Origin of the sequence: Halomonas alkalisoli (assembly GCF_021412585.1) — a bacterium.
In the GTDB taxonomy this organism is placed as follows: domain Bacteria; phylum Pseudomonadota; class Gammaproteobacteria; order Pseudomonadales; family Halomonadaceae; genus Halomonas; species Halomonas alkalisoli.
In genome coordinates, this window is sequence record NZ_JAKCMI010000041.1 from 306,894 (window position 1) to 333,865 (window position 26,972).

A 26,972-nucleotide genomic window follows, 5' to 3' on the forward strand; every position below is an offset into this window, starting at 1 on the left:
CCCCATTCATCAGGCCAGGGCCCTCACCGGACGCAGTCCCATGGACTCTTCCGGCAATACCGCTTCGGCCTCGATCTCGATCAGCCATTCCGGCTCGGAAAGTCCACTCACGATCACCCACGACGTCGCCGGCGGCGACTTGGGGAAGCGCGCAAGCAGCGCCCGCATCACGCCCTCCTGATCGTAGCGGGCGGGCTCGGCGATATAGATCCGCATCATCACCACGTCCGACAGATCGCCGCCCAAGGTGCCTAGAATCGCCGCTACGTTGTCCAGTGCGGCGAAGGCCTGACCCTCGAGATCGGGCCCGACCAGACATTCATGGGCATCGACGCCAACCTGTCCCGAGAGATGAACCCGATAGCCTCCCTTGACCATGACGGCCTGGCTGAAGCCGTACTGCAGCGTATTCGGCACACCCCGCGGATTGATGACCTCCCTCTCCACGCCTTTCATGTTTCCCCTCCTTCTGCCATGGGTTGCACTTGCTTCAGGATTCCACGCCTAGCGGCCTGCCGTGGTGTTGCTCTGCCTCAGCGTCGATGTCCAGCCCCAGGAAGCCGCCGGACTGGCGGCGCCAAAGCGCGGCGTAGAGACCATCGCGGGCCAGCAGTTCCTGATGGGTCCCACTCTCGACGATCCGACCCTCGTCGATTACCACTAGTCGATCGAGCATGGCGATGGTCGACAGCCGATGGGCGATGGCAATCACCGTCTTGCCCTCCATCAAGGTGTAGAGCTGCTCCTGGATCGCCGCTTCGACCTCGGAATCGAGCGCCGACGTGGCCTCATCGAGCACCAGGATCGGCGCGTTCTTGAGCAGAACCCGAGCAATGGCGATACGCTGGCGCTGGCCACCGGAAAGCTTGACGCCGCGCTCTCCCACATGTGCGTCCAGGCCGCGACGCCCCTTGAGATCCACCAGATCGTTGATGAAGCTATCGGCATGGGCACGACGCACCGCCTCCTCGACCTGCACCTCCGTGGCATGGGGGCTGCCGTATCGGATGTTGTCGCGTACCGAGCGGTGCAGCAGCGAGGTGTCCTGGGTGACCATGCCGATCTGGCGTCGCAGCGATTCCTGGGTGACCTCGGCGATGTCCTGGCCATCGATCAGGATGCGGCCACCCTCCAGGTCGTAGAAGCGCAGCAGCAGATTGGCCAGGGTCGACTTGCCCGCCCCGGAGCGGCCGATGACGCCAACTCGCTCACCGGGAGCAATGGTCAGGCTCATGCCATCGAAGACCCGGATACCTTCACCATCGGGACGCTCATAGCCGAACTGCAGCGCATCGAAGTGGATCTCCCCACGTGGCACGCTGAGCGAGGCGGCGCCGGGCAAGTCCCTCACCGCCGGCTCCCGGGCGATGGTGTTGATACCGTCCTGCACCGTGCCGATATTCTCGAACAGGCCGGCCACCTCCCACAGGATCCAGTCGGACATGAAGCGAATTCGCATCACCAGGGCAATGGCCACGGCGATGGCACCCAGCGAAATGGCCTGGAAGTACCAGGCACCGATGGCCATGGCCGCGACGCTCGTCAGCAGCAGCGAGTTGAGCAGCGTCAGGCACACCGACAGCAGCGTTGCCAGGCGCATCTGGCGGTGCACCGTGACCATGAAGCCTTCCATGGCATCGCGGGCATAGGCCTGCTCGCGCCGGGTATCGGCGAACAGCTTGATGGTCTGGATATTGCTGTAGCTGTCGACGATACGGCCGGTCATGCGGGCGCGGGCATCGGCCTGCTCCATGGAAACCCGGCGCAGCCGCGGCACGAATATCCACATGATCGCGATGTATCCGGCCAGCCAGGCCACCAGCGGCAGCATCAGCCAGGGCTCGGCATTGCCCATCAGCAGCATCGCACCGCCGAAATAGACGACCACATAGACCAGCAGGCCCAGCAGCTTCATTACCGTCTCGCGGATGGCAAGCGCCGTCTGCATCACCTTCTGCGAGACTCGTCCGGCAAACTCGTCCTGGTAGAACGCCATGCTCTGGCCGAGCATGTGCCGATGCGCCAGCCAGCGTCCGATCATCGGATAGTTGCCGAAGATCGCCTGATGCGTCAGCAGGGACTGCAGCAATACCAGCAGCGGCAACCCGACCACCACTATTGCCGCCATGGCTCCCAAGCGCCAACCGTATTCGGCGAAGAACCCCTCCCGCTCGGCACCCGACAGCCAATCCACCAGCTCGCCGAGATAGCTGAAGAACAGCACCTCGGCGGCCGACACCAGTGCCGTGAGCAGCGACATCAGGATCAGCAGCGGCAGCACCGGCCGCGAAAAGTGCAGGATGAAGGGCAGGAGCCCCCTCGGAGGCGTCTCGGGCTTACCCGCCGGGTAAGGGTTCACCAGGGTTTCAAAGAAACGGAACATGACATCATCCATCAGCAGGAAATCAGCGGGCCGAGCACTGGGCTCAACCCGGTTCAGCCTGCAGGTTAAAACCTCAAGCTAAGTAGAGGTCAAGATGAAAATCCGGAAAACAACACAGTCATTTGAAGGAAATTTAAAGTAGAGGCCGCCCCGCCACATGGGAAATCAATAATCGTCATGGAACCCATCACGAAACCTGATACCAAGAATACTTTGCTTCATGTGAGCTTGTGACAACGCCTGGATTGCTCCTTGCCAACGCCAGCCCCGCACGTTAAAACGATGGACGATACGGCTCCTTAAGCAGTGGCAGGCAGTCGCTGAACCCGTTGCCATAACCATTCCTGATACAGTCGCAAGAACAGCCGCTAGAACAGGCGTTAAAGCATTCGTTAAAACAATCGTTACAGCAATCATTACAACAGCGGCCAGGCAATGACCGGAGACACAGCAATGCAGTCACACCTGCACCGGGAGCTCAGCGTTGGCGAGGTGGCAGAGCGCAGTGGCCTGGCGGTCTCGGCCATCCACTTCTATGAAGCCAAGGGTCTGATCAGCAGTCGCCGCAACGCCGGCAACCAGAGGCGATTCAGCCGCGATGTGCTTCGGCGAGTGGCCATCATCAAGGTGGCTCAGCGCACCGGCATCTCGCTGGCCGAGATACGCCAGGCCTTCGAGACCCTTCCCACGTCCCGTGCCCCCACCGCCGCCGACTGGCAACGCCTTTCCGCCCGCTGGCGTCATGGGCTCGACGATCGCATTGCCCGGTTGACACGGCTGCGTGACCAGCTCGATCACTGTATCGGCTGTGGTTGCCTATCGATGAACGACTGTCCGCTGCGCAATCCGCAGGACGAACTGGCCGATGAGGGCACCGGCCCCCGCCTGCTGGACCCCGACTGATCCTTGACCGGCCAGCGGGGGCTTACCCCGGCCCGGTACCGTTTAACGGCCCGGCAACACCTCTCCGAGGAACTGCTATCTTCATGGCAATCCATGGAGAGTTCCGTCATGCATGATTCCCTCGTACTCTATACCAACCCCATGTCCCGCGGGCGTATCGCCCGCTGGATGCTGGAAGAAGTCGGCGCCCCCTATCGTACTGAAGTGCTCGACTACGGCCCCGCCATGAAGTCGCCCGACTACCTGGCCATCAATCCGATGGGCAAGGTACCGGCGATTCGCCACGGCACGACTATCGTGACCGAGTGCGCTGCCATCTGCGCCTACCTGGCGGATGCCTTCCCGGAGGCCGACCTCGCCCCGCCACTGACCGCACGCGGAACCTATTACCGTTGGCTATTCTTCGCGGCCGGGCCCCTGGAAGCCGCCATGACCGATCGGGATCTCGGCATGGAACCCAATATCGAACAGCAGGGCCGGGTCGGTTACGGCAGTATCGAGGCAGTGCTCGAGACGCTGGAACAGGCGGTCAGCGTCAGCGAGTACATTGCCGGCGCACACTTCTCGGCAGCCGACGTCTATCTAGGCTCACATATCGGCTGGGGCCTGCAGTTCGGCAGCCTGGAGTCATGCCCCGCCTTCGTCGACTACTGGGCGCGGGTCAGCGACCGCGAAGCGTATCGGCGCGCCAACAGGCTGGACGATCAGGCCATGGCATCGGTAGCGCCACATCAACCCCTCTGACCCGCCCCGGCTCGCCACTGCTGGCAGCAACCAGAGGGTGCAAGGCCAACGGGCGGGCTGCTCGGCGCTACCCCTCCTCGAAAGGGCGCGCCCAGAGATCCACGGGCTCATGGCGCCGCAGAATCTCTTCCGCTTCCGGCCGGGAGACATCGGGCACGATGACCTTGATCTGCTGCGTTTCCCTGTCGAAATAGAGCTTCTCGCGCGGAAAACCTTCGGATACCAGCTCATCGTAGGCGTTAGTGGCCTTCATCAGGTCCCTGTAGTCGGCGGTAACGGTCAGTGTCATGACGCCCTCCTGAAAACAACGAGAAGCAGAACGAATGGAGCCGCATCGGCTGCGGCCGGATGCCGGAGGCAATCCCCTCCTGCCGTCTGCTCAGTATAGCCAGATCCCCTGATTAGACAGTGATCAGGATGCCCTCGACTACGCACTGTCATATCATCCCCTCCATGCCGTTGAGCGCCATCAGGAGGAGCATGAAGACGACGCCCCAGCCACCACCCCAGAGGTGGGCGCTGTGATTGATATTGTCGCCACCGCGCCGCTGGGCGCGAAACGAATAGATGACATAGAGGACGGCAAAAGCGATCGCCGGTACCGGTACGAAGAAGACGAAAATCAGCGACCAGGGCCGCAGCAGAATATAGGCGAACAACATCGCCGATACCGCCCCCGACGCTCCCAGACTGTAGAAGCGCGTATCACGCCGATGGCGCAGGTGGGTCGGCAGGATCGCCACCAATAGTCCGGAGAGATAGAACAGGATGAAGCCCGCCGACCCGATGTGCGGCGTGAGCACCAGCTCCATCACGGTGCCGAAGAAATAGAGGGTGATCATGTTGAAGAGCAGATGCGTGCTGTCGGCGTGGATAAAGCCATGGCTAAGCAGTCGCCACCACTGCCCGCGGGCCACACCCGGCGGCCAATAGATCAGCGCATCGAAAAGTCGCGGCCACATCCAGGCCAGCACGCTCACCGTCGTCGTCACCACGACCAGGGCCAGCGTCATGCCCATGGCTGGGCCTGCCGGGCAGGAGGATGAATGGACCTTCGCCTCGCACGCAATTGCCTTAGCTCCCCGAACGCTCCTTGAGCTGCCAATCGTTATCGGTGATCGGCACGCCCCCAGTGGGCGTCACCTGAACGGTATCGCTGATACCAATGCCCCACTCCCCCGGCACCCGCAGGCAGAGCGGCAGGTGGAAAACCATGCCTGCCTCGAACTCCCGCTGCTGGCCACGGGCGATATAGCCGCTGCCCTCGACCCAGCTGGGGGGGAACTGCGCTCCCACGGCATAGCCGAAGACTCCAGAGAAGAACACCCGGTCAACCTGGGGCGCCAGCACCGACTCGGCGGCCCGCGCGGCATCGTCGAAGGTATTGCCCGGCCGCATGGCCCCGCTCAGTGCCTCGAACAGTGCGCGGCAGACATCGCGCATGGCCTGCATCTCCCCGCTGGCACGCCCTGCCACCGCAGTTCGCATCATCGGCGCCGTGTAACGACGGAAAGAAGAACCGAATTCAAGAAACACCGGCTCATCCGGCTCGATCCGGTGACGCTGGTGGTTCATGTGAATCACGCTGATACGCCGCCCGGTGGTGACGATGGGCTGCATGCTCATGAATTCACTGCCCGCCGCCAGCAGCGCACGGGCGCCTTCTGCCGCGACATCGTTGTCGGTCATGCCCGGTGCAATGACCTCGATGGCGGCAGCCAACCCCCGCGAGGTGATCCGCGCACTCTCGCGCAGACAGGCCAGTTCCGCCTCGCTCTTGACGATGCGGATGCGGTCCAGCAACTCACCGCCCCCGGCCTGAAAGCGCTCGGCCCCCAGGCGCTGCTGCAAGGGACCGATGATACCGTGGCGCAAGGTGGGGCTGAAGGGATCCAGGCCAATGGCCGCAAAGCCCGATAGCGTCTCGGCCAAGGGCTCGAGCACCTCCTCGATACCCTCCCAGCGATAGCCCAGCAGCTCGTCGACCCGGGCCGTGACCACCGCCGGGCCAGTCTCGATGGAGGGCACCTGCAACACCAGGCGATCCGCCGAAAACACCAGGCAGGTGTGCACCGATACCTCGAAGGTGTTGTATCCGGTGAGGTAGTAGATATCGGCAGGATCGGTCACCAGCAGGGCATCCAGTCCGCTGTCCGCCATCGCGGCACGGACCCGCCCCTGTCGCGCATCGTATTCGGCTTCGGGGAAGGCCAGTTCGGCAGCCTGCAGGTGGACCGCCAAGGCATGGCGGTACTGGTGGTGGTCCATGAGACAACTCCCGTTAATAACGAACATGTCAGACAGTGTAGGCATACCCGGTCGATAGGCGATGCTGCACTGCACGGACTATGCTGACGAAATAAAAACAATCGAATGGAAACCCGCACCATTCGTAACGGGGGAGCCGAACATGCCCATCACGCAGAAGCGAGCCAGAGCGCTGCTTGGAGATCGGTTGATTCTGCAGGTCGATCCACGCCGCCTTACCCATGAAATCAACAACAAGAAACCCATCGCCAAGCGACTGGAGAACTGGCTGAGACCGGCACCACGCGCGCTGAGAAAGGCCGTGACCCTCCCCCTACGCAAGAACCACCCTTTCATCATTGGCTCTGGCTGGTTTCCCGATACCACCCCCTTCGAATCTCTTGGCAAGTACCGTAAGGTCCGCGACCTCTTCGATAATCGCAGCGACTTCCGTCGCAGCCAGTGGTACGCCACGCTGGATGCCGAGCTGCGAGCGCAAGGAGTCGCACGCCACAAGACGATCGTCATGCACAGCGACCAGGATATCATCGACTTCTTCGATCATTACGTCGGGGAGCTGATCCGCAGCATGGAACGGGACGGCTACATCGAAGGCCGAGGGGTCGACATCGGTACTGCCATGATTGGCCATGACGGGACTCTCTACAAAGGAAGCTCCGGCAGCCATCGTTTCTACACGGCACGCCTGCTCGGCACGGCGCGGGTACCGGTCAGGGTCAGCTGCGTGCACCGTGGCTGGCTGGACTCCCTTGGCCTGCCCGCCACCGCCGAGGGACTGGAGCAGCTCGGCGAGCCATTGCGCGAGGTGGAACAGCGCTACCGGTGACGGAGCAACTCATCCATCTCCAATCCGTCGCCGACCGAGCACGAGCCCATGCCATACGAGCGCTCGCGTCCGGCCAGGGTGCCCCTTGTCGTCATGACATGCATCACGCCGGCAGCTGCCGAGGCGAAATAGGGCTGTTCCAGGGAAGGCCGGTTTCGTAGAATCCAGCCTCGTATCCGATGCAACAGGACAACGCTATGGGCAGGGCCTTTCAGAACCGCAAGGAATCCATGGCCAAGACGGCCGCCGCCAAGACCAAGGTGTACAGTAAATACGGGCGTGAGATCTACGTGGTCGCCAAGGCCGGGGGCGTCGATCCCTCCGCCAACCTGAGCCTGCGCGGGCTTCTCGAACGCGCCAAGAAGGACCAGGTGCCGTCGCACGTGATCGACAAGGCGCTGGACAAGGCCAGCGGCGTGGGCGGCGAGGACTTCTCGCCTGCACGCTATGAGGGTTTCGGTCCGGGCAACTGCATGGTCATCGTCGAGTGCTTGACCGACAATCCGAACCGCACCTTCGGTGACGTTCGGGCCTGCTTCAACAAGGCCAAGAGCAAGCTCGGCACCCCCGGCACCGTCAGCCACATGTTCGACCACTGCGCGATCCTCGCCTTCAGCGGCGACGACGAGGAAGCCATCCTCGAGGCGCTGATGGAAGCCGACGTGGACGTCACCGACATCGAAAGCGAGGATGGCCACATCACCGTCTTCGCACCGCATACCGAATATGCCAAGGCCAAACAGGCCCTGCTCGACGCCTTCGGTGAGCTCGACTTCGAGATCGACGAGATCCAGTTCGTGCCCCAGACCACGACGCCGGTCGAGGGCGACGACGTCGCCATGTTCGACAAGCTGCTCGATACCCTCAACGACCTGGATGACGTGCAGAACGTGTTCCATAACGCCGAAGTTCAAACGAACAGCTGATACGAACAGTGATACGCACCAGAGCCGGCGCCGGCCTGGCATGCAGCTCCGTCAGTTCCGGCGCAGGCCGGCCAGCTCCTCCAGGAAGGCGTCGATACCATCCGAGTACTCGGGCTCGCTGTCGAGGAATCCGGTGTTATGGCCACCTCGAATCACCAGCATTTCCTTGGGCTCACTGGCGGCCTCGAAGACCGCCTCGCCCTGGGAGAAGGGTATGATCTCGTCCTCACGGCTGTGGATCACCAGCAGCGGAGCCGTGAACCGGGTCACGTAGGTTTCGGTATCGTAATCCAGGTTTGCCAGCCAGCGTACCGGCAGGAACGGGTAGAGGCTCTGGCCCAGCGACGGTACCGAGCGGAAGGGTGACTCCAGGACCACCGCCGCCGGGCTCACGTCGGGCGCCAGCCCGGCGGCCAGCTCCGCCGCCACGGCAGCCCCCAGCGAGCGCCCGAACAGCACGATCTCATCCGGCGACATCCCGCCCTCGTCGACCAACCAGCGCCAGCTGGCGCGGGCATCCCTCGCCGTTCCGGCTTCCGAAGGACTGCCCTCACTGCGGCCATAGCCCCGGTAGTCGACGATCAGCACCGACAGGCCGAGCCGGTTGAACTGGCGAATCGACTCCAGGCGATGGGAGATATTGCCGGCGTTGCCGTGAAAGAACAGCAAGCTGCCCCGGGGATTCTCCGCCGGTATCCACCAGGCATCCAGCGTCAGGCCATCTTCGGTGTCGAGATCGACCTGCTCCCACGCCATGCCCCGGTCCGCCGGTGTGGCCATATGCTCCCGCCCCACATGCGGCAGGTAGAGCAGGCGATCCTGGAAGAACCAGGCCAGCACCACCACGATGGCATAGATCGCCGCGAGGGAGGCAAGGATGCGCAGCATCACCTGATCGACTACTGGCTTTGGCCAAGAAAGGCGCGGTACGCGTCCCAGGTATCCTCGACCGCCGCGGCCTGGAAGCGCTCGCCATGCTCGATCCGCGACAGCGACGGGTCCGAGCCCATGCGACCGTCGGGAAAGCGACGACGAAACTCGTCGGCATCGCACTGGGCGCTGCCCGAGGGGGCGATACGGGGCGACATGGCCACATCCTTGACCGCCTCGGGGCGAGCAAACCAGGAGAGCGACACCTCTGACGCCGTGGCATGTCCCCCTTCCGCGTCGCCGTAGAGCGACTGGGCCAGCTCACGCACACGCGGGCCGGCGAACCAGTTGCTCAAGGTCAGATGCAGCGCAGCTGACGGCTGGCCATCGCTGCGCAGGCTACGCTCGGAGTAGATCTCGGCGAAGGCCGCATTGACGGTGGCGATGTTGCCCCCGTGCCCATTGAGAAAGAACACGTGGCTGAAGCCGTGGCGTGCGAGGGACGTCACGGTATCGCGCAGCACCGCGATCAGGGTGCTGGGGCGCAGACTGATGCTGCCGGGAAAGGCCAGGTGATGCTGCGCCATGCCGAGGCTCTGGGTCGGCCCCACCAGCACACCGTGGCGCTCCCCCAGCTCCCAGGCAACGGTTTCGGGGCAGATAGCATCGGTACCGAGCAGGCCGTTGGGACCATGCTGCTCGGTGGAACCGATGGGAATGATGATGCCGGTGGCACGTTCCAGATAGCGCTCGACTTCCTGCCAGGTGGCATGCTGCAGCTTCATGACGGTCTCCTTGGATTCTCTGCACTCCAGTGCCGGCCAAACCCCACCACAGCCGCCACCAGGCTCTTGCCACGGATGGCTCAGGCGGGGGTCGTCGGCTCCCTCAGCCAGGGAACGCGCCGTCTTACCGCCGATACGGCCCGGCGCATGGCAATGAGGCGAACGCCATAGGCCAGCGCCAGGCCGGTGACGATCGAAAACAACATGCCCAATCCGACCCGAAACATCAGTGCCGTGAAGAAGGCAGTGAGGACGGCCGTGAAAATTTCTTCCAGGTGACCCTGGACCCACTCTCGCTGTTCTTGCCTGATCATGGTGCCTAGCGCCTCTATCAGTCGTGTTGGCTACAGTCGTGTTGTCGGATTCAACGGGAGGGCGTATCGCACCCCATCACGCCGCCCTTGGCCCAGCTCTCGCCGTCCACCTCGCTGAAGAAGACCTGAACGCTCTCCGGCTTCGTGCCGTAGACCTCGGCGAAGGCCTCGGTGATACGGCGCGCCAGCTCGCGCTTCTGTGCCAGGTCGCGGGGAAACTGCTGAATGGTCACGATGGGCATCGTCGACTCCTGCGGTAACGGAGCCTTGTATGGTCGACCGAAAGGCGCCCTTTCGCAACCGTATCAGGGGCGAAGCACAGCAGTGGAAATCACGCGGCGATGACGTCCGTGGCTCCCGCTTATTCAGCTCACTGGCTAACCGGGCACGGGTTCGAGGTACTCCATGCGCGCCCACAGGCTGCCCTGAAGCAGGTCACAGCCCTGCTGGCGCAGGTAGTCCGCCTGCTGGCGGGTGCTGATGCCGTTGGCCACGACCTCGATGTCCAGTTCGTGCGCCATGCCAATGACGGAACGAATGATTGCCTGGTGGCGCGGGTTGTCGAGGCATTCACTGATGAACAGACCGCTGAGCTTGAGCGCGTCGAGGGGAAGGCTGCTCAAGTGTTCGAGGATCGAATACCCGCTGCCAAAGCCATCCATCGACAGGCGCACGCCCTTGGCATCCAGCTGCTTGAGCACCCAGGCTGCGCGCTGGATCTCTTGCACCAGGTCGCTCTCCATGACCTCGATTTCCAGCAGCCTGGCGGGAAGGTTGCTGCTGGCGAGTGCCGCATCGACACGGCCGAGGAATTCGCCATCGAGCAGGCCTCCGATCGAGACGTGCACCACAACCCGCAGGCCGATGCCCACCTCGAACCAGGACTTGGCGTGCTGGCAGGCATTCGTCAGTATCCACTGGCAGACATCGGTGAGCTGGCCATTGTCCGCAGCGGCACCCATCCAGCATCCCGATTCCAAGACGCCGAAGCGGCTCGACCGCCAGCGCGGCTTCGCCGACACTGCCACGACCTGACCGCTACGCGCACAGAGCAGCGGACGATAAAGCAGTTCCAACTCGTTGCGTGCCAGGGCGCCTTGAAACGCTGTCCGCAGGACAAGATCATCGGGGCCTTCATCGAGCAGCTCGGGCGTGAAGAGCTGGTATCGACGCCTGCCGAGACGTTGCGCCTGCCGTCGGGCAAGGTTGGCGTGGCGCATCAGTTCATTGACCGTGCGGCCGTGTTCGGGAAAGAGGCTGGCACCGATGCAACAGCTGGCGAGCACCGTCTGGCCGGCCAACTCAATCGGCTGGCCGGTCCGATCGAGCAACCGCTCGACCACAGCCGCGATATCCTCCGGCTGCCTGATGCCGGGCACCACCACCAGTATCTCGTCACTGCCGAGCCGACTGACCGTCTCGCCATCGGCCAGGCAGCGCCTGATGCGCTGGGCGATCCGATTCAGGTAGACATCGCCCATCTCCATACCCAGGGAGTGATTGATCTCCTTGAGCTGATCCACGTCGATATGCAGCACGGCAATCCCGTCGCCTTCTGCCGCGGCGGAAAGCTGCTCCGCCAGCCACCGCTCGCCGACCCTGCGGGTCGCCAGCCCGGTCAGCTCATCGAGCCCCACGCCCTGCTCGGCCAGTTGGCTAGGGGCGCGCTCGTGATTGAGCCTCGGCGCCTGCTGCGGGCGAGCAACCTCGCATGGCTGCTGCCCTGAAGCCAGCCCGCCATGGGGCTCACTCGGCATGACATGGGTGTGATGACGGCAGATGGCATCGAAGGCGGCCTGGTCGCCGGGGCGGTCGAAGTGCCGTATGGCGTAGCCGCACAACAGGGTCAGCGGCAGACGGCGGCAGGCCGCATGCCAGAATATTTCCAACTGGACGGCGGCCTTGGCGTTGCCCCGGGCACACAGCAGGTCTACCAGCTCGCCGAAGGCACGGGTGGGGGCGGAACCGGCGGCTTCCACTGCGGCGAGGATGTGTCGGTTGAACAGCGCTTCGACCGGCATGCCATCCCGCATGATGGCCTCGAGCATGAGGTCGGCGTCATACACCACGAGTTGCCCGCCTGCCATGGCAGCGTCGGTATCAAGGCCACCGGCCGCCAGTCGTTGCAGCACGAGGGCTTGATGGGGAACCGTCAACAACAACAACAGGCGTTCGCCGGCGTCGACCCCAACCCGAAGGTAGTCGGCCACGACATCGGCAAGGAAGGCCTCGTCCGCATAGAACTGAACTGCATGGTCGTGCGGCCGAAAGCTAGTGGCAAGCTGCTGCATGAGAAGGCCGTTCTCCTGTCATTATCAAGCAGATTAATTCGATCCTTTTTTATTAGAGCTTGCTCAGGAAACGGATCGCATTGTTGTTGCTTATTGGTCAGTCAACACCGATATCACGCACTGATCATTGGCGTCAAACCTTGCCGATAACTATCGGTTTTCAGGAATATTTCAATTAACAAATCAGCATAGTTAGGAAACCATTCCTCCATGGCAACCCGGCGTCGTACCGTCTAGATTTCGAGGAGCAAATGGACTCTTGAGGAAAAAACCATGCCAGCCAAGTCCCAGGCCCAGCAGATGGCAGCCGGCGCTGCGCTTTCCGCCAAGCGTGGAGAAAAGAAGGTCAGCGAACTCGATGGCGCCGCAAAGCAGATGTACGAATCGATGGACGAGCAGGAACTGGAGAAAATGGCCTCGACCAAGCAGAAGAACAAGCCAAAGCACAATGCCAAATCCTGAGCATGGGCCAAATCCTGAGCATAGCTTGGAAACCTGAGCGTAGCCAATTGCGTCGGCCCAGGGTACCTCAGCGAATCATCCCCGGGCGGCGACCGCTCGGGGATGATCCTGCGGGCCGTCGGGTACGCTACGGACCGGCAACCGGCTCAGTCCTCGTCGTCACCCTGCTCGTTGCGGGCCAGCATTGCCAGGTGCTCGTCCTGCTCTTCCCGGGCATCCTCGATGACCGCCAACAGGTCGTCGACGTCCACCGCGGTGGTGTCATAGGCAAAGCAGCCTGTCAGCTTGCTCTCCGGATGCAGCTCCCCGGCTTCATAGAGCGCCCAGATCTCCTTGCCGTAGTCGGTATTGAGCAGTTCCGGCGCGTAGCGTCCGAAATAGGCACGCATGTTGTTGACGTCGCGCTCCAGCATCATCTCGGCGCTGTTGTTACCGGCGGCATCCACCGCTTGGGGCAGGTCGATGATCACCGGGCCGTCGGGCGCCAGCAGCACATTGAATTCGGAGAGGTCGCCATGAATCAGGCCGGCGCATAGCATTCGCACCACGTCGCCGATGACCTTGGCGTAATAGGCACGGGCCTGTTCGTCGGTAAGGGTGACGTCGTCCAGGCGCGGAGCGGCAAAGCCCTCGGCGTCGGTGATCATCTCCATCAGCAACACGCCGTCGACGAAGCCAAAGGGCTGGGGCACCCGCACCTCCGCCGCCGCGAGCCGATAGAGCGCATCCACCTCGGCATTCAGCCAGGCCTGCTCCTGCTCTTTCTGGCCATAGCGGGTCTTCTTGGCCATCGCCCGGCCCTGCCGGCTGTTGCGCACCTTGCGGCCTTCCTGATACTGCACGGCCTGCTTGAAGCTGCGCTGCTTGGCCTCCTTGAAGACCTTGGCACAGCGCAGTTCACCGCCGGCACGCACCACATAGACCTGCGCTTCCTTGCCACTCATCAGCTGGGCGACGACTTCGTCGACCATGCCGTCTTCAACCAGCGGTTGTAATCGCTTGGGTATTTTCATATCACCACTTTGGCATATCGCCTTACGAGCGTATCGCCCTGCTGCATGTCAGCGGCTGACGCGCCGGGCGCGAAACGAACGCCCCTTGAGTTTTCCCGCGCTCAACTGCGCAAGCGCCGCCTTGGCGACCTCACGCTGCACGGCCACATAGGCGCTGCGCTCCAGCACCTTGATCTTGCCAACCTGGTCACCCCGGATACCGCCATCACCGGTCAGGGCACCCAGGATATCCCCTGGACGCACCTTCTGCTTCTTGCCACCGTCGAGCTGCAGCGTGGCCATGGGCGGTGCCATGGGCTCGCCCGACAGGGCACGGCGAGAGGGCAGCGCTTCCATCACCAGTTGTTGACCGAGAAACTCACCGAGCCGCTCCAGGCGATAAGCCTCCTGCTCGCTGACCAGGGTGCAGGCCACACCGGAGCTGCCGGCCCGGCCGGTACGCCCGACCCGGTGCACATGCACCTCGAGTTCGCGGGCGATACGGTAATTGAATACCGCATCCAGAGCGTCGATATCCAGCCCCCGGGCTGCCACGTCGGTGGCTACCAGTATCGACGCGCTCTTGTTGGCGAATAGTATCAGCAGACGATCGCGGTCGCGCTGTTCGAGGTCGCCATGTAGCGCCAAGGCGCTGAAACCGGCCTGGTCCAGGGCCTCGGCCACCTCGTCGGTCTCACGCTTGGTATTGCAGAACACCACGCTGGATTGCGGACGATGATGCTGCAACAGCAGGCGCAGTGCCTCGAAGCGCTCCGACTCGTCACCCAGCCGGTAGAAATGCTCGCGAATACTGGTCTCGTCATGGGTCTCGCCTACCTCCACGCTCACCGGGTCACGCAGGAAGCCCTCGGCGATGGCTCGAATGCCCTCTGCGCCGGCCCCCTGCAGCCCGGTGGCGCTGAACATCAGCGTCTGCCGGCTCGTCGGCGTCTCGCCGATGATCGCCTCCAGCGCGGCCTGGAACCCCATGTCGAGCATGCGATCGGCTTCGTCGAGCACCAGGGTGTCAAGCGATGCCAGGCTCAGCGAGCCCTTGCGCAGATGCTCCTCGACCCGCCCCGGCGTGCCGACCACGACATGGGCCCCGTGGGAGAGCGAGTTGAGCTGCGGCCCCAGGGGCGCCCCGCCGCACAGGGTCAGCACCTTGACATTGGGCAGCGCACGCGCCAAACGGCGAATCTCACCGGCCACCTGATCGGCCAGTTCCCGGGTGGGACACAGCACGAGAGCCTGGACGCTGAAACTCGATACGGTAAGCCGCGTGAGCAGCCCCAGGCCGAAGGCGGCCGTCTTGCCCGAACCGGTCTTCGCCTGGGCGACGACATCTCGCCCCGCCAGCATCGCCGGCAGGCTGGCGGCCTGGATCGGCGTCATGGCGTGATAGCCGAGGGAGCCCAGGTTGCCGAGCAGTTCCGGCGGCAGCGCGAGCGACGCGAAGGCACCCTCGCCAGGAGAGTCGGAGTCGGGAGCGGAATCGGACACGGCAGTCATCCTGAAAAATGAGTGGGGGCCGGGGTAACGAGCGAGCGAAGGCGAGAGCCGCGTGGTAAGGGCCGTGTGGGTCGTAATCGAAGGCGCAAATAATAGCAGAAAGCGTCGCGCAATGCCGCTCTACCATCATTGAGGCCGACGGTCATCAGCAGGCTGGACTGTCGCCATGCCCTGGCTCTGGCAGGTGGCCGAGTTCAGTCGGTCGGGTTGGTATCCTCGAAGCGGCGAATCTGTTGGCGCATCGCCACCTCGAATTCGGCCGCCGGCATCGGCATGTTGATATAGAAGCCTTGGAACTGGTCACAGGAGTGAACACGCAGGTAATCGGCCTGTTCAATCGACTCCACGCCTTCCGCCACCACCGTCAGGCCCAGGCCCTTGCCCAGTTCGATGATCGCCTCCGTCAAGCTCCTGTCCTCGGCGCTATTCACCAGGTCCTGGATGAAGGAGCCGTCGATCTTGATGGTATCGAGCGGGAACTCCTTCAGTTTGGAGAGTGACGAGTAGCCAGTACCGAAATCGTCGATAGCGACCCGCACGCCCATCCGCTTGAGATCCTTGAGGATCCGCACCGTCCGAGGCATGTCGAGCATCATCATGCTCTCGGTGATCTCCAGTTCGAGCAGCTCCGGCGCCATGCCGGTCTCGTCCAGTGCGCTCTTGATATCCTGCAGCAGGTGATCATCGAGAAACTGACGGGCGGATAGATTCACGGCCATGCTCAGCGGCGGGAAGCCCTGTGCCTGCCACTCGACATTCTGTCGGCATGCCGTGTTGAACACCCAGCGCCCGATCGGCACGATAAGGCCGTTCTCTTCGGCCAGCGGAATGAACTGCATGGGTGCTATCAGCCCGAGGTCGGGATGCTGCCAGCGCAGCAATGCCTCCATGCCGGTGACACGGCCAGTGAGCATGTCCTGCTTGGACTGATAGAAGAGTCGGAACTCTTCGTGCTCAAGCGCCTTGCGCATGCTCGACTCCAGGGCAAGACGCTCCAGTGAATCGACACTCAGCTTTTCCGAGTAGAACTGAGCGTTGTTCTTGCCCTGTTCCTTGGCGTGATACATCGCCACATCGGCATGCTTCATCAAGGTCTGTTCATCCTCCCCATCCTGTGGAAACAGGGCGATACCGATACTGACCGTAATGCGAAACTCCTGCCCAACGAGGGTGAAAGGCATACTGACCGCGGCCAGGATCTTGTCGGCAACCACCGCCACCTGCGACGCGTCGGTTATTTCAGGCAACAGGATCACGAACTCATCCCCGCCCAACCGGGCGACGATATCACTCTCGCGTACCGAGCCATTGAGCCGCAGCCCCACTTCCTGAAGCAGTTCATCGCCGGCGTCGTGGCCCAGTGAGTCGTTGATTGCCTTGAAGCGGTCAAGGTCAAGGAACAGCAGCGCCAGCCGTTTGCCGTAACGCCGCGACTGCTGCATGCCCTGCGTCAATAGCCGGGTGAAATAGGCGCGATTCGGAAGTCCGGTCAGGTTATCGTGAAAGGCGAGATACTCCACACGACGAGCATGGGCTACGCGCTCCTCCATGATCCGCGACTGCGAGCGCTGAAGCCTCCAGCTCAGCCTGCCAAGCAGGGCGATGACCGCCAGGAGCAGCAGGCTCGCCAGGGCGGCATACCAGAGATAGCTGCGCACGGACTGCCTGGCTGCGGCCAGGTGTTCCGCTTCAGAAAGACCGACAACGATGGCCAGCGGGAATTCGTACAGCTGCCTGGCCACGGTATAGCGCGGGGTTTGGTCCCAGGGATTGACCTCGACCCTTGCCGGCCCTCCAATCGTGCCGTTTGTGGATATCACAGCAGCGTAGTCGACCGCCGCTCCCATGGTGAGCTCGTCACCCGTACGCTTTACCCGGAAGATGCCGTCGCTTCCCAGCAGAGCCAATATTCCGCCCTCGCCCAGCACATCCGGGTCATAGCCACTGACGAAGTAGCCGGCGTGAACCGACACGGCCACGATGACCGTCAGTCCCTCGGCCTGGGCTTGAGCGCGCCGACTGAAGAACAGCTGCCACTCCCCCGTCTCCTGGTTGCGTCGTGGCAATCCCACCACCATGCCCTCGTCTTCATGGGCACGCAGGAAATAGTCGTAATCGGCCACATTCCGCTGCGAGGGGGACGCTTCGGGTGTGCTGGCAATCACGTCTCCCCCGGAGTCGGCAACACTGACCGTGAACAGCAGTTCGGGAGGCAGCATATCCCGGTCGCGCAGCTCCTCCAGCACCGCCTGTGCAGGCCTGTCGCCAAGGCTGTAGTGCACCAGCTTCAGAGTCGTATCGATTTCACGTAGCGCCCGCACCACCTGTGCCTCATAGGTATCGGCACTATCCGCGACCAGTGCCGCCGCCGTTCGGTCAGCCGCCGCATACTCCTTGGTCACGAGGTTCAGGGTGGCGCCCCAGATGACCGCCAGAACCAGCAGGGCAACTATGGTGAAAAGCCACGCAGGCTCGACCAGGCGATGCAGCCAACGCCGGACAACCGCGCTGTCATCCGACACGCTGTGAGCATGCTTGTCATAGGCGCTATTCAATTGCCACCACCCGCAGGCGGTCGCCCTCATCGACCGAGCCGAGATAGGTCGAGTCGAGATAGCCGATGACATCGGGGGATGCCGCCACGGTATCCGCCATGGCGCTGTCGCCGGCGACCGAACGCGGCGGCTGCCCTCGCCCGGTGAAGATCAGCTTCGACCAGTGCGCCTTGATCTGCGCCGGGCTCTGGCCAAGATAGTCCCGATAGAACGTGCTGTGTGCGGTGGTGCCTTCCCGCTGGTCCATGGGTGTCACTGCCCCGCCATGGGGAAAGCGGTTCAGCCTGCCCAGGTAGATGTCGGTGAGCTGAGCGCGCGACAGGCTCTCGATGGGGTTCTGTACCGAGACGACCACCACCACCTCGGCGCTGGCAGTGCCGACAATAAAGCTCAGGAATAGCCCAAGGACGATTGACGTCAGCCGCATTCGCACTCGCCGCCCCCTCAAAACACGAAGTCCAGCGCGAGGCTGAATAGATTGACTGTGCCACCGGGTTCGAAGCCTGGCTGAGAGTTGACCAGGAACCCGTGAGATCCCGCGTCATGGTTGATATGGTCAAGCTGCGCTTTCAGGGCCATGTTCCTGCTGAAGTCCCAACGAACGCCCAGGGAAACACTCGTCTGCTGCGGCTGGCTGCTCAAGATACCGTCGAGAAAGGCGTCGAGTTCCTCCGTGCCTGGCAAGGACAGGCCCGAAGTCGATGTATTGCTGAGAATACGATGCCTTGCATAGGTGAGATATGGCGTAACGCTTCCGAGCCGATACCCCCCAGTCACATACCAGCCACGGGTATCAGCAATAAAGGTGCGGCTCTCAGTCTGCGCCAACTCGCCCATCACGAACCAATCGCCCCGATCAAGGCTCGCACCAAGACTGATGGTCTCGAAACGCTTGTCCTCGATATCGTAGCGATCAGCGATGGCCTCGCCCTGGGGCCCGTACAGCCGGTAAATATCGAAGAGAGGAGTGAAGTCCTCGATGGTCAGGCGAACCTGGCTGTACGCGGCAAAAAGACTCACATCGCGCCACTCCAGGTGAGTGCCTAGCGTAAGCCCCTCACGGGATTCGGCTTCACCTGTCGCTCGAGCCCCGCTCGCATCGACGTAGGGAAATTTCGCATTGGTCTGGCCGTAGGTGGCACGAAGGGTGTTGGTCATGGCACCGAAACGGTGCCGATAGCTGGCATCGATACCATCGATGCTGGATACGGGAATCGTGCGATAGACTTCCTGCGGTGGACGAACCCAGGGGGTGGCGTATCCCACCTTGCGATACTCCGAACTCATGAAGGTTGGAAGCACGACACGACCCAGGCGCAAGCTTATATCCGGTGTGGCATCGAACTTGACGTTGGCCCACTCGACAACCGGTCGATAGGAACCGTCGTAACGTTGTTCGGAGACAACCTGTACGACGCTGGATAGGCTGGGCGTGAGGTCGGCGGTAAGTTGCAGGCCGAGCCGACTATCGACTTCGGCGCTCCAGTCGCTGCTATGTCCCGCCCCTCTTCGCGCGAAAATGCTGGAAACAACGGCTGCCTGATCCTCATCAGAGTGTACGATACCCAGCGTGCCGAAGCCGTTGAGCGTCAGACTCGGCGCATCCGACAACTGGGCCTGTGCATTCTGTACCGACAGCACCAGGATGAGCGACACGGCGACAAGAGCGCTTACCAACCTTCCCGACATAAAACCTTCCGCCAGATAGCCTGCGTGATAGAGAAATGCGTAATCGAAAAAAGGGGGACGGAGCGAATCGAACCCTGTTTCTCTCTATCGGCGGCCATCCAATCGACTTTAGGCCTTCCCTCTACCCTGAGATCCGCCCCCTTCTGGCCCCACAGTCTTCTCGCGACCCTTGGGTGTATGCTGATATAAGGAAGTGACGAGTCTCAGCAACCCCCAGGAGAGCGCCAATGGCCGATATCACGTCCCGGCTGGAAGCCGTCAAGGAAGGGATCAGGAAGCTGGCGAACCTGGCGGGAACCGAGCAGGCGGAGCCGGCGCGACAGCTGGCGGCCAAGCTCGGCGCCGATCTCGACCGTGTGGCGGCTGAGGCCGCAGCCCAGCCGAGCCCCCCCGCCACTCCGGAAAAGGCGTCTCCCCCCGCACCGCGCCATGAGGAGATCCGCTGCCCGATCTGTTCGCTGCGCTCCTTCACCTACCAGAGGGGAACGGTGCGTGAATCGGCCGACGCCAGTACCGGCTTCGAGGCATTCTATCGCTGCCTGAGTTGCGGTCACCAAGGATGGCATGAAGCGGATCTCGACTAAGGCCTCTACACCCCATTGCGGAGCAGGTGCAGGGCCACCGCCGCCATCATCAGCCCGATCGCCCCATCGATCAGGCGCCAGGCCAGGGGGCGCGAGAGCCATGGCGACAGCAGCGCACCGCCCCAGGCAAGCAGGCTGAACCACAGGATCGACGCGGTGCTCGCTCCGGCAACGAAGGTGGTGGCACTCTCCTGCTGGGCGCCGATGGCAGGTATCAGCAACAGGGTATCGAGATAGACCTGGGGGTTGAGAATCGTCACCGCCAGGGTGGCGAACAGCACATGCTTCAGGCTGCGCCCGCCCTCCTTCGAGGCCGCCAGCGCCGCTCGCCCGGTAGCGGCTCGATAGAACGCCTGGGCGGCGAGCCATGAGAGAAACGCCACGCCCAGCCAGCGCATCGCCTCCATGGCGCTCGGCATGGTCAGCAGTATCGCGCTGACACCGAACATGCCGGCCGTCAGCAGCACCACATCGGTGCCCATGCAGAGCCCCGCCGACCACCAGTGATGCTCTCGCCTGACCGCCAGGCCCAGCACATAGGCATTCTGCGCGCCGATGGCGATGATGATCCCGCCACATACGATCAATCCGGTGAGATAACTCTCCAGCATCGCCTGCCCTCCTCAATGAATGCTCGGAATATCCGACTTGAATGCGGCAAGCATAATGGGGAGGCGATATACTGAAAAATCATACCACTAATGACACATCAGTTTTTCTAATAAAGAGCCGCTCCATGCTGGACTACAAACTGCTTCAGGCCCTGGCCACGGTCATCGAATGCGGGGGATTCGAGCGCGCCGGCGATGCCCTGGGGCTATCGCAATCGGCGATTTCCCAGCGCATCAAGTCGCTGGAGATCCGACTGGGGCAGCCGGTGCTGATCCGTCACCCCGAACTGCACCCGACCCCCGCCGGCCAGCGCCTGCTCAATCACTACCAGCAGGTGCAGCTGCTCGAGCGGGACCTGCGCACCACCCTGCCCACCCTGGAGGAGTCCGCTCCCAGGCTGCGTATCGCGATCAACGCCGACAGCCTGGTGACCTGGTGGGCCGACGCCGTGGGTGAACTCTGCCGCTCAGAAGGGCTGCTGCTGGATCTGGTGGTCGAGGATCAGGACGTGGGACTCAAGCGACTTCGCGACGGCGACGTCGCCGCCTGCCTCTGTGCCAGTCCCCAGCCCATCGCCGGGGCCCGCTGCGTCCCCCTGGGCGAGATGGCCTATCACCCTCTGGCCACACCGGACTACATCGCCCGTCATTTTCCCCACGGCCTTTCCAACGATGCCTTCCGCCAGGCCCCCGCCATCGTCTTCGGTCCCCACGACCAGCTGCAGCATCGCTTCCTGGCCCAATGCGGCTATCACGGCAGCTTTCCCTATCACCTCTGCCCCTCTTCGGAGGGCTTTGTGCGACTGGCCCTCGCCGGCATGGGCTACGGCATGATCCCGCAATTGATGCAGGCAGACGCCTTGATGGAAGAAGGCAAGCTGGCCAGCATCGCACCGGGCAAATCGCTTTCGGTCCCGCTCTACTGGCATTTCTGGCGCCATAGCGGCACCGTGCTGGAGCGCCTGACCCGCGCCCTTGGCAAGGTAGCGCTGAAATAATGAACACCGGGTTAGCCAGACGCCATCACGCTATTCATGGTATTGCCTCAGCGCCTCGTCACAGCCCATCCCCACCTCCTCGCCGCCGCCGGGATCGATCCAGGGCAGGATCGCCAGCGGCGGGGCGACCAGGGCACCAAGCGCTGATAGTAAGCCTCGTCCCAGCAGTTCAGGGGTCACGACTTCCACTCTCAGATCGCTCAACGGTCCTTCCAGCTTGACCGGGGTATTGGCCGTAAACAGGGTGACCTCACGGTTGTGGCCTTCAAACGCCATGTCCAGCTCTTCCGTGGCCAGGTTCATTGCCCCGGCGCCGATGAAGTGAGCAATCTCGGTGGCCATGAAGAAGTTCTCCAGGGTGACCAGGCCATGGTCGGCCTTGAGGTGAACATAGCTGCACTCCAGACGCACCTGCTCATCCTCGCCGGCCAGCGCCAGCACCAGGGCATTGGCGACATTCAGTGGCATCAGCTCTGCGGCGATGATGTCCATCCACCCCTCGGACATGGCCAGCTCCAGCTCGCCGTTCAACCCGGCCATTATCTCGGCCATCGAGCGTCCGCGAAAAGTGAATTCCCCGTGCCCGCCGATGATGCCGAGGGTGTCTTCGGCGACATCGGGGAGCCCCGCCTCGTCCAGCAGCGCGGCGAGGTTTACCTGGGTGAGTTCCAGCTGCAACTCACCCGCCGTGGTCTCCTGATGCGCATCCAGCACCCAGGCCGCATACACCTGCCCGCCACCGAGCCCCACTCGCAGCGGCGAGACGGTCATCACCCCCTGCTCCAGCTCGAGGTCGAGACTCAAGTCGTTGAGCGGTGCGTACCGGGAATGAACCTCCGCAGCCTGATAGTCCAGCACCGCATCGGTGTTACGCAGCGCCTCCAGGTTCCAGTGATCGTCGGGGAAAACTCGCTGACCCGGCCGTCCTTCATCCGGCCCGTTTTCCGGCTCGATACCCAGCAGCTCATCGACATCGACCCATGCAGAGGTCAGGGTGGCCCATACTTGATTCCGCTCACCCAGGCGCAGTCGCACATCACCGGCCACGTCGCTGTTCCCGACGCTTCCCTCCATGCCATCCAGGTTGAGCAGATTGCCGCTGTAGCGCAGGTAGCCGGCAACGTCATAGGGCGGCAGGTCCGGCAGGCTGATGCCGGTCAGTTCGGTCAGCTCCGCCGGGGAGGGGCCTTCGAGCCGAGCATCGCCTTCCAACGATTCCAGCGCGAAGGGGCGGACCACGCTGCCGTTGATGTACAGCCGAGTATCGCGGGTACTCAGCTCACCGGTCACCGGATAAGGTGTCTCGTCGACGGCCAGGCCGAGCAATGGCCCCACGACCAGGTCGTAGTCAAACGGTGACTGCTCATAGGTGCCGTCGCCGACCAGGTGAAGGCCGGGGGTGTCGGCCCCCTCCACGGAGCTGGCCCGCAGGGACAGGGCCAGACCCCACTGCGGGCCGTGATAGTCCAGCGCGGTGTCCTCGAACAGCAGCCCACCCTCCACCACCGCCACATTGAGCCGACCGGAGAGGGTGCCGATCTCGCCCTGGCCCAGTGGCGCCAGCGCCATGCCGAGATTGATCTGGTCGAGCTGGGCCGATAGGTTCGCCGCCAGCCGCCGGTCCCGCTCTTCCGCCCAGCCCTCCAGGGTCAGTGCCCCCTGCTGACCCCAGGCCTCCTCCTGCAGCGCATGAAAGTGCGCAATGGTGAGGCGCGACCCTTCGACGTCTCCTTCCAGCGTCACCTCGTGCAGGACCCGGTCGGCATGGATCAGCCGGTCGAAGGCCAGGTCGAACCTGGCATCGTATCCATCGAGCCCCTTCAGTGACTCGGCCAGGCCCCGGTCCCAGTCATGTCCCGGCCCCAGTCCATCCCATGCCGAACCATCGGTGGTGGTGTCATCCAGCAGCTCCCAGCGATTCAAGTCCAGCGATTCTCCATGGATGCGAGTGGCGAAGTGGGGCACATCACGCCCGAAATCCACCGTCAGGTCGCCCGTGAGATGGAGCTCATCGATGCGTCCCTGCGCATCGTCGAGGCTCAGCACGTTATCGCTGTAACGCAGGAAGGCTTCAAGCCAGTAGGGAGGCAGCGGCGGCAGGTCGACCCCGAACAGCGCGAAGAACTCCTCGGGCGTGGGCCCCTCAAGGCGAGCGTCGCCTTCGATTGCCTCGAGCTCGAAGGGACGGACCAGACGTCCATCCATCTGCAGTAGGGTGGCCCCCGTGCTCACCTGGCCGACAAGCGGATAGCTCGGCGCCGCTTCGACCAGGTCGACCGGCCCCACCGTCAGGTCGTACTCGACCGGCTGCCCCCCATAGGCGCCATTGCCGACCAGTCGCACCGCCGGCCTGTCGTCATGGTCGACCTCGTGGCTCTCGGCACGTAGTGAAAGCGCCAGCTCCCAGGCCGGTACGCGATAGTCGAGAGCGGTATCCTCGAACAGCAGCGCCCCCTCCTGCAGCCGGGCATTGACCTGGCCATCGACGATGCCCACCTCGCCCAGGCCCAGCGGGGCCAGGGCCGCTGTCAGGTCGAAGGCCTCGAACCGCGCCGCCACTGCCGCCACCGGACGTTCCTCATGCCGCTCGATGCGCCCTTCCGCGCCGAGCGCCCGAGGCGACGCTTCGTCCTCCTTCCGCTGCAGCGCCTGGAGGCGGTCGATGATGACACTGCCCTCTCCGGCCCGGCCCTGAAGAATCAGCTCATGAAGGATCTGGTCGCCGTAGCGGAGCTCTTCCACGGCAATGTCCAGAACCGCCTCGTAGGACTCCAGCGCCCCCAGCACTTCGGCCAGCTCCTGCTCCCATTCAGGGCCGGGAAAGGAAATATCCACCTCATCGACCCAGCGTTCCAGGTCCAGTTCGACCAGATCGAGCCGCGCCTGGAGAGAGAGCACGTCCAGATCGAGATCCAGCTCCAGCGCACCGGAGAAGAGGTCGTTCCCTACCTGCCCCTCCATCGACTCGGCGTGGAGGTAGCCCTCGGCACGCAGGTAATGAACCAGCCCCTGATACTCCAGCTCGTCTTCCTTGAAGCGCCCATCGCCCCAGACCTCGAGGCTCAGCCCCTCCGTCGTGTCTGCTCCCGGCGTCTGGAAGACGGCATCGAGCTGGAGATCCAGGGCCGCATCGCGGTAGACCAGATGCCCCTGACCGATGTTGAACTCATCGGGCCACAGGGGCTCATCGCCCTCCTCCGAGTCACCGCCATCGAACAGTCCTTCCCAATTGCTGGAGCCATCTTCTCGTCGGATCAGGTGCAGTACAGGTTGATCGATGGCTATGCGGTCCAATTCCAGCCTGCCCTGCAGCAGGGCGCGGACATTGAGGGTAACCGACAGCTCGTACATGCGCGCCAGCGGTTCCGCCTCGGCCCATTCGGCGCTGGCAATGCGCACCTCAGCGAGCTGCAGCGTGACGGGCGTGCCCCAGCCGATGCTATGGTCGTCGATTTCGACCTCACGACCGAGCTGCTGACTGGCCTGTCGCTCCAGCCATGCGCGCATCCACGCCGACTCCAGCAGCAGCACCCCCGCCGTGGCCGCCAGAATCAGCACCACCCCCACAAGCGCCATACCCGTTAGTCGAGCCGCCCTGTTCACATTTCCATCCCTGGCCTCGCCGATACCCTTAACCATGGACAGAGAAGCCGCATCAGTCCAACCGGGAACAGCAGGGGATTCGCCTGATCGCCGCAGCGTGTGGCCCACGCCATGGCTTGACAAAGCGTCGTGCAGCCAGATCAGTTACAAAAAGAATGCTGCAATGCAGCAAGAAAGGGCCTACGCTGGATCGTGAAGTCCCTTCAGGAGGGCCAAAGCATGAACACCGCAACGCAGCAAACTCAATCATTCGAAGCCGAAGTACTGCAGTTCTGGGCCAACCAGGCTCGGCTGGAGCGTACCGCATCCGATGCCTTAGCCGACTACCTGGCCAGCGTACGTCACGCCCCCCTGGCTCCCACTCAGGGTCATTCCGGCCACCTCACTCACTAGCATCATTGCCACTGGCACCATGACAAGAGCCGTGAGGGCGGCGCCCCCGCCGTTCCATGGCAGGCCGTGCTCGGAAACTACCACCATGGTGGTGTTTCCGAGTCTTTGCACTTTATTGACGGCTTAAAGGGTATATAGTGGCACCGTACTATCTTTCTCATACGGAGCAGAAAACACGATCGACCACTTTTCCAAGCCAGCCCGGAGGTTTCATATGAAAATCTATAAACCTGAGTGGCAATGCACGTTTAGCGTATATGAAGGCGTGGAAGAAGCGTCAAGCTGGAAAGAGCGCATCGCATGGCGACTGCGGCAGTTTGCCGACAAGCTGGATGGCAGCGGAAGGACGATCAAGATCGACTGCAGCGTTACCCCCCACGTGAGCCGCCAGGATATCGACACCTGCCTGGGAAAGGGCTTTGAAGTCACCCAGGGGCTGTTGACCCAGCTCGCGCAGCAAGCGGCCTGCGAAGACGTCATGCGTGACGCCAAGGCCGAGCTGTACAAGGAAGATTACCCATCCTGATGGGTGACGTAGAGGTAGCGACCACACCCTGTTGAGCCCCGGCCCAACAGGGTGTTTTCATATCGGGTTGCCCCTGGCGGGCAATACGGCTACTATCCTGCCGGCAACCCCTGTTAACGTCGGCGATCTTGTGACATATGGAAACTCACGGGTGACATATGGATACCGATTTCCGGTGGGCAACACATGCCTGGGGGGCTGGTTTGAGACGAGTGCGAGGCTGGTGCAGCATGAGCCCGCGTCCTCAATCACTCATGGCGCCTGATCGTGGGATACGATTATGCGGCGCGATGCAGTAGTCACGAGGTGAAACATGGCGACACGAACTCGCCTGATCCAGACAGGTGCTCTGGTTAGCTTGGTAGGCCTGTTGCTGGTTGGCAAAGTAGCGGCCCATGAAACACCGGAGCTTATCGACCAGGGCATAGCATCCTTCTACAGCGACCGCTTCCAGGGGCAGACGACCGCCAGCGGTGAGCCCTTCGATCAGCAGGCCCTGACCGCAGCCCACCCGAGCCTGCCATTCGGCACCGAAGTCGTGGTGACCCGCCCGGACAATGGTCGCGAGGTCACGGTACTGATCAACGACCGCGGTCCTTTCGTCCAGGGACGCATCATCGATCTCTCCAAGCGCGCCGCCAGGGAACTGGGCATGATCAACCGCGGAACCGCTCCGGTACTCGTCACCTCCGTACAGTGATAGCGGCCTCTCGCCGCCCCCTCTGCCAATGTGGTCC

At 62.8% G+C, this 26,972-nt stretch carries 27 protein-coding genes; 10 read left to right on the forward strand and 17 right to left on the reverse strand.

Annotation, left to right across the window (positions count from 1 at the left end):
- Nucleotides 1-9: 9 nt before the first annotated feature.
- Together LY622_RS19500 and LY622_RS19505 are read right to left on the reverse strand one after the other, a co-directional pair.
- The gene (locus LY622_RS19500) at nucleotides 10-456 is read right to left on the reverse strand and encodes a RidA family protein (protein WP_234292397.1); all 447 of its coding nucleotides are present in this window, start codon (nucleotides 454-456) and stop codon (nucleotides 10-12) included.
- 34 nt (nucleotides 457-490) lie between these two features.
- Nucleotides 491-2,383: an ABC transporter ATP-binding protein gene (locus LY622_RS19505; RefSeq protein WP_234292398.1), complete on the reverse strand. Its 1,893-nt coding sequence runs from the start codon at nucleotides 2,381-2,383 to the stop codon at nucleotides 491-493.
- A 453-nt stretch (nucleotides 2,384-2,836) separates the two neighbouring features.
- Here LY622_RS19505 and soxR point away from each other — a divergent pair, with 453 nt between their 5' ends.
- The gene (gene soxR, locus LY622_RS19510; RefSeq protein ID WP_234292399.1) at nucleotides 2,837-3,286 is read left to right on the forward strand and encodes a redox-sensitive transcriptional activator SoxR; all 450 of its coding nucleotides are present in this window, start codon (nucleotides 2,837-2,839) and stop codon (nucleotides 3,284-3,286) included.
- 108 nt (nucleotides 3,287-3,394) lie between these two features.
- On the forward strand, nucleotides 3,395-4,030 hold the full coding sequence (locus LY622_RS19515; protein WP_234292400.1) for a glutathione S-transferase family protein: 636 nt from the start codon (nucleotides 3,395-3,397) through the stop codon (nucleotides 4,028-4,030).
- A 67-nt stretch (nucleotides 4,031-4,097) separates the two neighbouring features.
- Here the strand turns inward: LY622_RS19515 and LY622_RS19520 are convergent, their stop codons facing one another.
- The 3 genes from LY622_RS19520 to LY622_RS19530 all read right to left on the reverse strand — a co-directional run bounded on the left by LY622_RS19520 (nucleotide 4,098) and on the right by LY622_RS19530 (nucleotide 6,298).
- Nucleotides 4,098-4,319 carry a hypothetical protein gene (locus tag LY622_RS19520; protein WP_234292401.1) on the reverse strand — a complete coding sequence of 74 codons (222 nt, stop codon included), beginning with the start codon at nucleotides 4,317-4,319 and terminating at the stop codon, nucleotides 4,098-4,100.
- A gap of 148 nt (nucleotides 4,320-4,467) precedes the next feature.
- The gene (locus tag LY622_RS19525) at nucleotides 4,468-5,049 is read right to left on the reverse strand and encodes a rhomboid family intramembrane serine protease (RefSeq protein ID WP_234292402.1); all 582 of its coding nucleotides are present in this window, start codon (nucleotides 5,047-5,049) and stop codon (nucleotides 4,468-4,470) included.
- 55 nt (nucleotides 5,050-5,104) lie between these two features.
- The gene (locus tag LY622_RS19530) at nucleotides 5,105-6,298 is read right to left on the reverse strand and encodes a M24 family metallopeptidase (protein ID WP_234292403.1); all 1,194 of its coding nucleotides are present in this window, start codon (nucleotides 6,296-6,298) and stop codon (nucleotides 5,105-5,107) included.
- Between the two features lie 142 nt (nucleotides 6,299-6,440).
- On the opposite strand from LY622_RS19530, the gene LY622_RS19535 reads away from it, so the two are divergent.
- Together LY622_RS19535 and LY622_RS19540 are read left to right on the forward strand one after the other, a co-directional pair.
- Complete coding sequence (locus LY622_RS19535) at nucleotides 6,441-7,124, forward strand: hypothetical protein (RefSeq protein ID WP_234292404.1); 684 nt, start codon at nucleotides 6,441-6,443, stop codon at nucleotides 7,122-7,124.
- 197 nt (nucleotides 7,125-7,321) lie between these two features.
- Nucleotides 7,322-8,050: a YebC/PmpR family DNA-binding transcriptional regulator gene (locus LY622_RS19540; RefSeq protein ID WP_234292405.1), complete on the forward strand. Its 729-nt coding sequence runs from the start codon at nucleotides 7,322-7,324 to the stop codon at nucleotides 8,048-8,050.
- Between the two features lie 51 nt (nucleotides 8,051-8,101).
- Here LY622_RS19540 and LY622_RS19545 read toward each other — a convergent pair whose 3' ends face one another.
- The 5 genes from LY622_RS19545 to LY622_RS19565 form a co-directional block, all read right to left on the reverse strand.
- Nucleotides 8,102-8,938, reverse strand: a complete 837-nt coding sequence (locus LY622_RS19545; RefSeq protein WP_234292406.1) for an alpha/beta hydrolase — start codon at nucleotides 8,936-8,938, stop codon at nucleotides 8,102-8,104.
- An 11-nt stretch (nucleotides 8,939-8,949) separates the two neighbouring features.
- Nucleotides 8,950-9,705 (reverse strand): creatininase family protein, encoded by a 756-nt coding sequence (locus LY622_RS19550; RefSeq protein ID WP_234292407.1) that lies wholly within the window; start codon nucleotides 9,703-9,705, stop codon nucleotides 8,950-8,952.
- Nucleotides 9,706-9,785: 80 nt separating this feature from the next.
- Nucleotides 9,786-10,019 carry a hypothetical protein gene (locus LY622_RS19555; protein ID WP_234292408.1) on the reverse strand — a complete coding sequence of 78 codons (234 nt, stop codon included), beginning with the start codon at nucleotides 10,017-10,019 and terminating at the stop codon, nucleotides 9,786-9,788.
- A 50-nt stretch (nucleotides 10,020-10,069) separates the two neighbouring features.
- Nucleotides 10,070-10,261 carry a tautomerase family protein gene (locus tag LY622_RS19560; RefSeq protein WP_234292409.1) on the reverse strand — a complete coding sequence of 64 codons (192 nt, stop codon included), beginning with the start codon at nucleotides 10,259-10,261 and terminating at the stop codon, nucleotides 10,070-10,072.
- A gap of 135 nt (nucleotides 10,262-10,396) precedes the next feature.
- On the reverse strand, nucleotides 10,397-12,310 hold the full coding sequence (locus LY622_RS19565; RefSeq protein WP_234292410.1) for a putative bifunctional diguanylate cyclase/phosphodiesterase: 1,914 nt from the start codon (nucleotides 12,308-12,310) through the stop codon (nucleotides 10,397-10,399).
- A gap of 273 nt (nucleotides 12,311-12,583) precedes the next feature.
- Between LY622_RS19565 and LY622_RS19570 the strand changes: the two genes are divergently transcribed.
- Nucleotides 12,584-12,772, forward strand: a complete 189-nt coding sequence (locus tag LY622_RS19570; RefSeq protein ID WP_114478388.1) for a DUF3008 family protein — start codon at nucleotides 12,584-12,586, stop codon at nucleotides 12,770-12,772.
- 146 nt (nucleotides 12,773-12,918) lie between these two features.
- Here the strand turns inward: LY622_RS19570 and LY622_RS19575 are convergent, their stop codons facing one another.
- The 5 genes from LY622_RS19575 to LY622_RS19595 all read right to left on the reverse strand — a co-directional run bounded on the left by LY622_RS19575 (nucleotide 12,919) and on the right by LY622_RS19595 (nucleotide 19,520).
- Nucleotides 12,919-13,785, reverse strand: a complete 867-nt coding sequence (locus tag LY622_RS19575) for a PA4780 family RIO1-like protein kinase (protein WP_234292411.1) — start codon at nucleotides 13,783-13,785, stop codon at nucleotides 12,919-12,921.
- A gap of 48 nt (nucleotides 13,786-13,833) precedes the next feature.
- Nucleotides 13,834-15,267, reverse strand: coding sequence for an ATP-dependent RNA helicase DbpA (dbpA, locus tag LY622_RS19580; protein ID WP_234292412.1), 1,434 nt, complete (start codon nucleotides 15,265-15,267; stop codon nucleotides 13,834-13,836).
- 203 nt (nucleotides 15,268-15,470) lie between these two features.
- Nucleotides 15,471-17,831 carry a putative bifunctional diguanylate cyclase/phosphodiesterase gene (locus tag LY622_RS19585; protein ID WP_234292413.1) on the reverse strand — a complete coding sequence of 787 codons (2,361 nt, stop codon included), beginning with the start codon at nucleotides 17,829-17,831 and terminating at the stop codon, nucleotides 15,471-15,473.
- A complete protein-coding gene (locus LY622_RS19590; RefSeq protein WP_234292414.1) occupies nucleotides 17,824-18,258 on the reverse strand; it encodes a type 2 periplasmic-binding domain-containing protein in 435 nt (144 codons plus the stop codon). The genes LY622_RS19585 and LY622_RS19590 overlap by 8 nt, the downstream gene beginning before the upstream one ends.
- A 17-nt stretch (nucleotides 18,259-18,275) precedes the next feature.
- Complete coding sequence (locus tag LY622_RS19595) at nucleotides 18,276-19,520, reverse strand: porin (RefSeq protein ID WP_234292415.1); 1,245 nt, start codon at nucleotides 19,518-19,520, stop codon at nucleotides 18,276-18,278.
- Nucleotides 19,521-19,747: 227 nt separating this feature from the next.
- On the opposite strand from LY622_RS19595, the gene LY622_RS19600 reads away from it, so the two are divergent.
- Nucleotides 19,748-20,104: a zinc ribbon domain-containing protein gene (locus LY622_RS19600; protein ID WP_234292416.1), complete on the forward strand. Its 357-nt coding sequence runs from the start codon at nucleotides 19,748-19,750 to the stop codon at nucleotides 20,102-20,104.
- 5 nt (nucleotides 20,105-20,109) lie between these two features.
- Here the strand turns inward: LY622_RS19600 and LY622_RS19605 are convergent, their stop codons facing one another.
- Entirely contained in the window at nucleotides 20,110-20,715 is a 606-nt protein-coding gene (locus LY622_RS19605) for a LysE/ArgO family amino acid transporter (RefSeq protein WP_234292417.1), read from the reverse strand.
- Between the two features lie 125 nt (nucleotides 20,716-20,840).
- Here LY622_RS19605 and LY622_RS19610 point away from each other — a divergent pair, with 125 nt between their 5' ends.
- On the forward strand, nucleotides 20,841-21,713 hold the full coding sequence (locus LY622_RS19610; RefSeq protein ID WP_234292418.1) for a LysR family transcriptional regulator ArgP: 873 nt from the start codon (nucleotides 20,841-20,843) through the stop codon (nucleotides 21,711-21,713).
- A gap of 30 nt (nucleotides 21,714-21,743) precedes the next feature.
- Here the strand turns inward: LY622_RS19610 and LY622_RS19615 are convergent, their stop codons facing one another.
- Entirely contained in the window at nucleotides 21,744-25,289 is a 3,546-nt protein-coding gene (locus tag LY622_RS19615; RefSeq protein ID WP_234292419.1) for an AsmA family protein, read from the reverse strand.
- A gap of 246 nt (nucleotides 25,290-25,535) precedes the next feature.
- Here LY622_RS19615 and LY622_RS19620 point away from each other — a divergent pair, with 246 nt between their 5' ends.
- The 3 genes from LY622_RS19620 to LY622_RS19630 all read left to right on the forward strand — a co-directional run bounded on the left by LY622_RS19620 (nucleotide 25,536) and on the right by LY622_RS19630 (nucleotide 26,935).
- Nucleotides 25,536-25,709 carry a hypothetical protein gene (locus tag LY622_RS19620; protein ID WP_234292420.1) on the forward strand — a complete coding sequence of 58 codons (174 nt, stop codon included), beginning with the start codon at nucleotides 25,536-25,538 and terminating at the stop codon, nucleotides 25,707-25,709.
- A 214-nt stretch (nucleotides 25,710-25,923) separates the two neighbouring features.
- Nucleotides 25,924-26,235 carry a hypothetical protein gene (locus LY622_RS19625; RefSeq protein ID WP_234292421.1) on the forward strand — a complete coding sequence of 104 codons (312 nt, stop codon included), beginning with the start codon at nucleotides 25,924-25,926 and terminating at the stop codon, nucleotides 26,233-26,235.
- A 313-nt stretch (nucleotides 26,236-26,548) separates the two neighbouring features.
- The gene (locus LY622_RS19630) at nucleotides 26,549-26,935 is read left to right on the forward strand and encodes a septal ring lytic transglycosylase RlpA family protein (protein ID WP_234292422.1); all 387 of its coding nucleotides are present in this window, start codon (nucleotides 26,549-26,551) and stop codon (nucleotides 26,933-26,935) included.
- Nucleotides 26,936-26,972 lie beyond the last annotated feature (37 nt).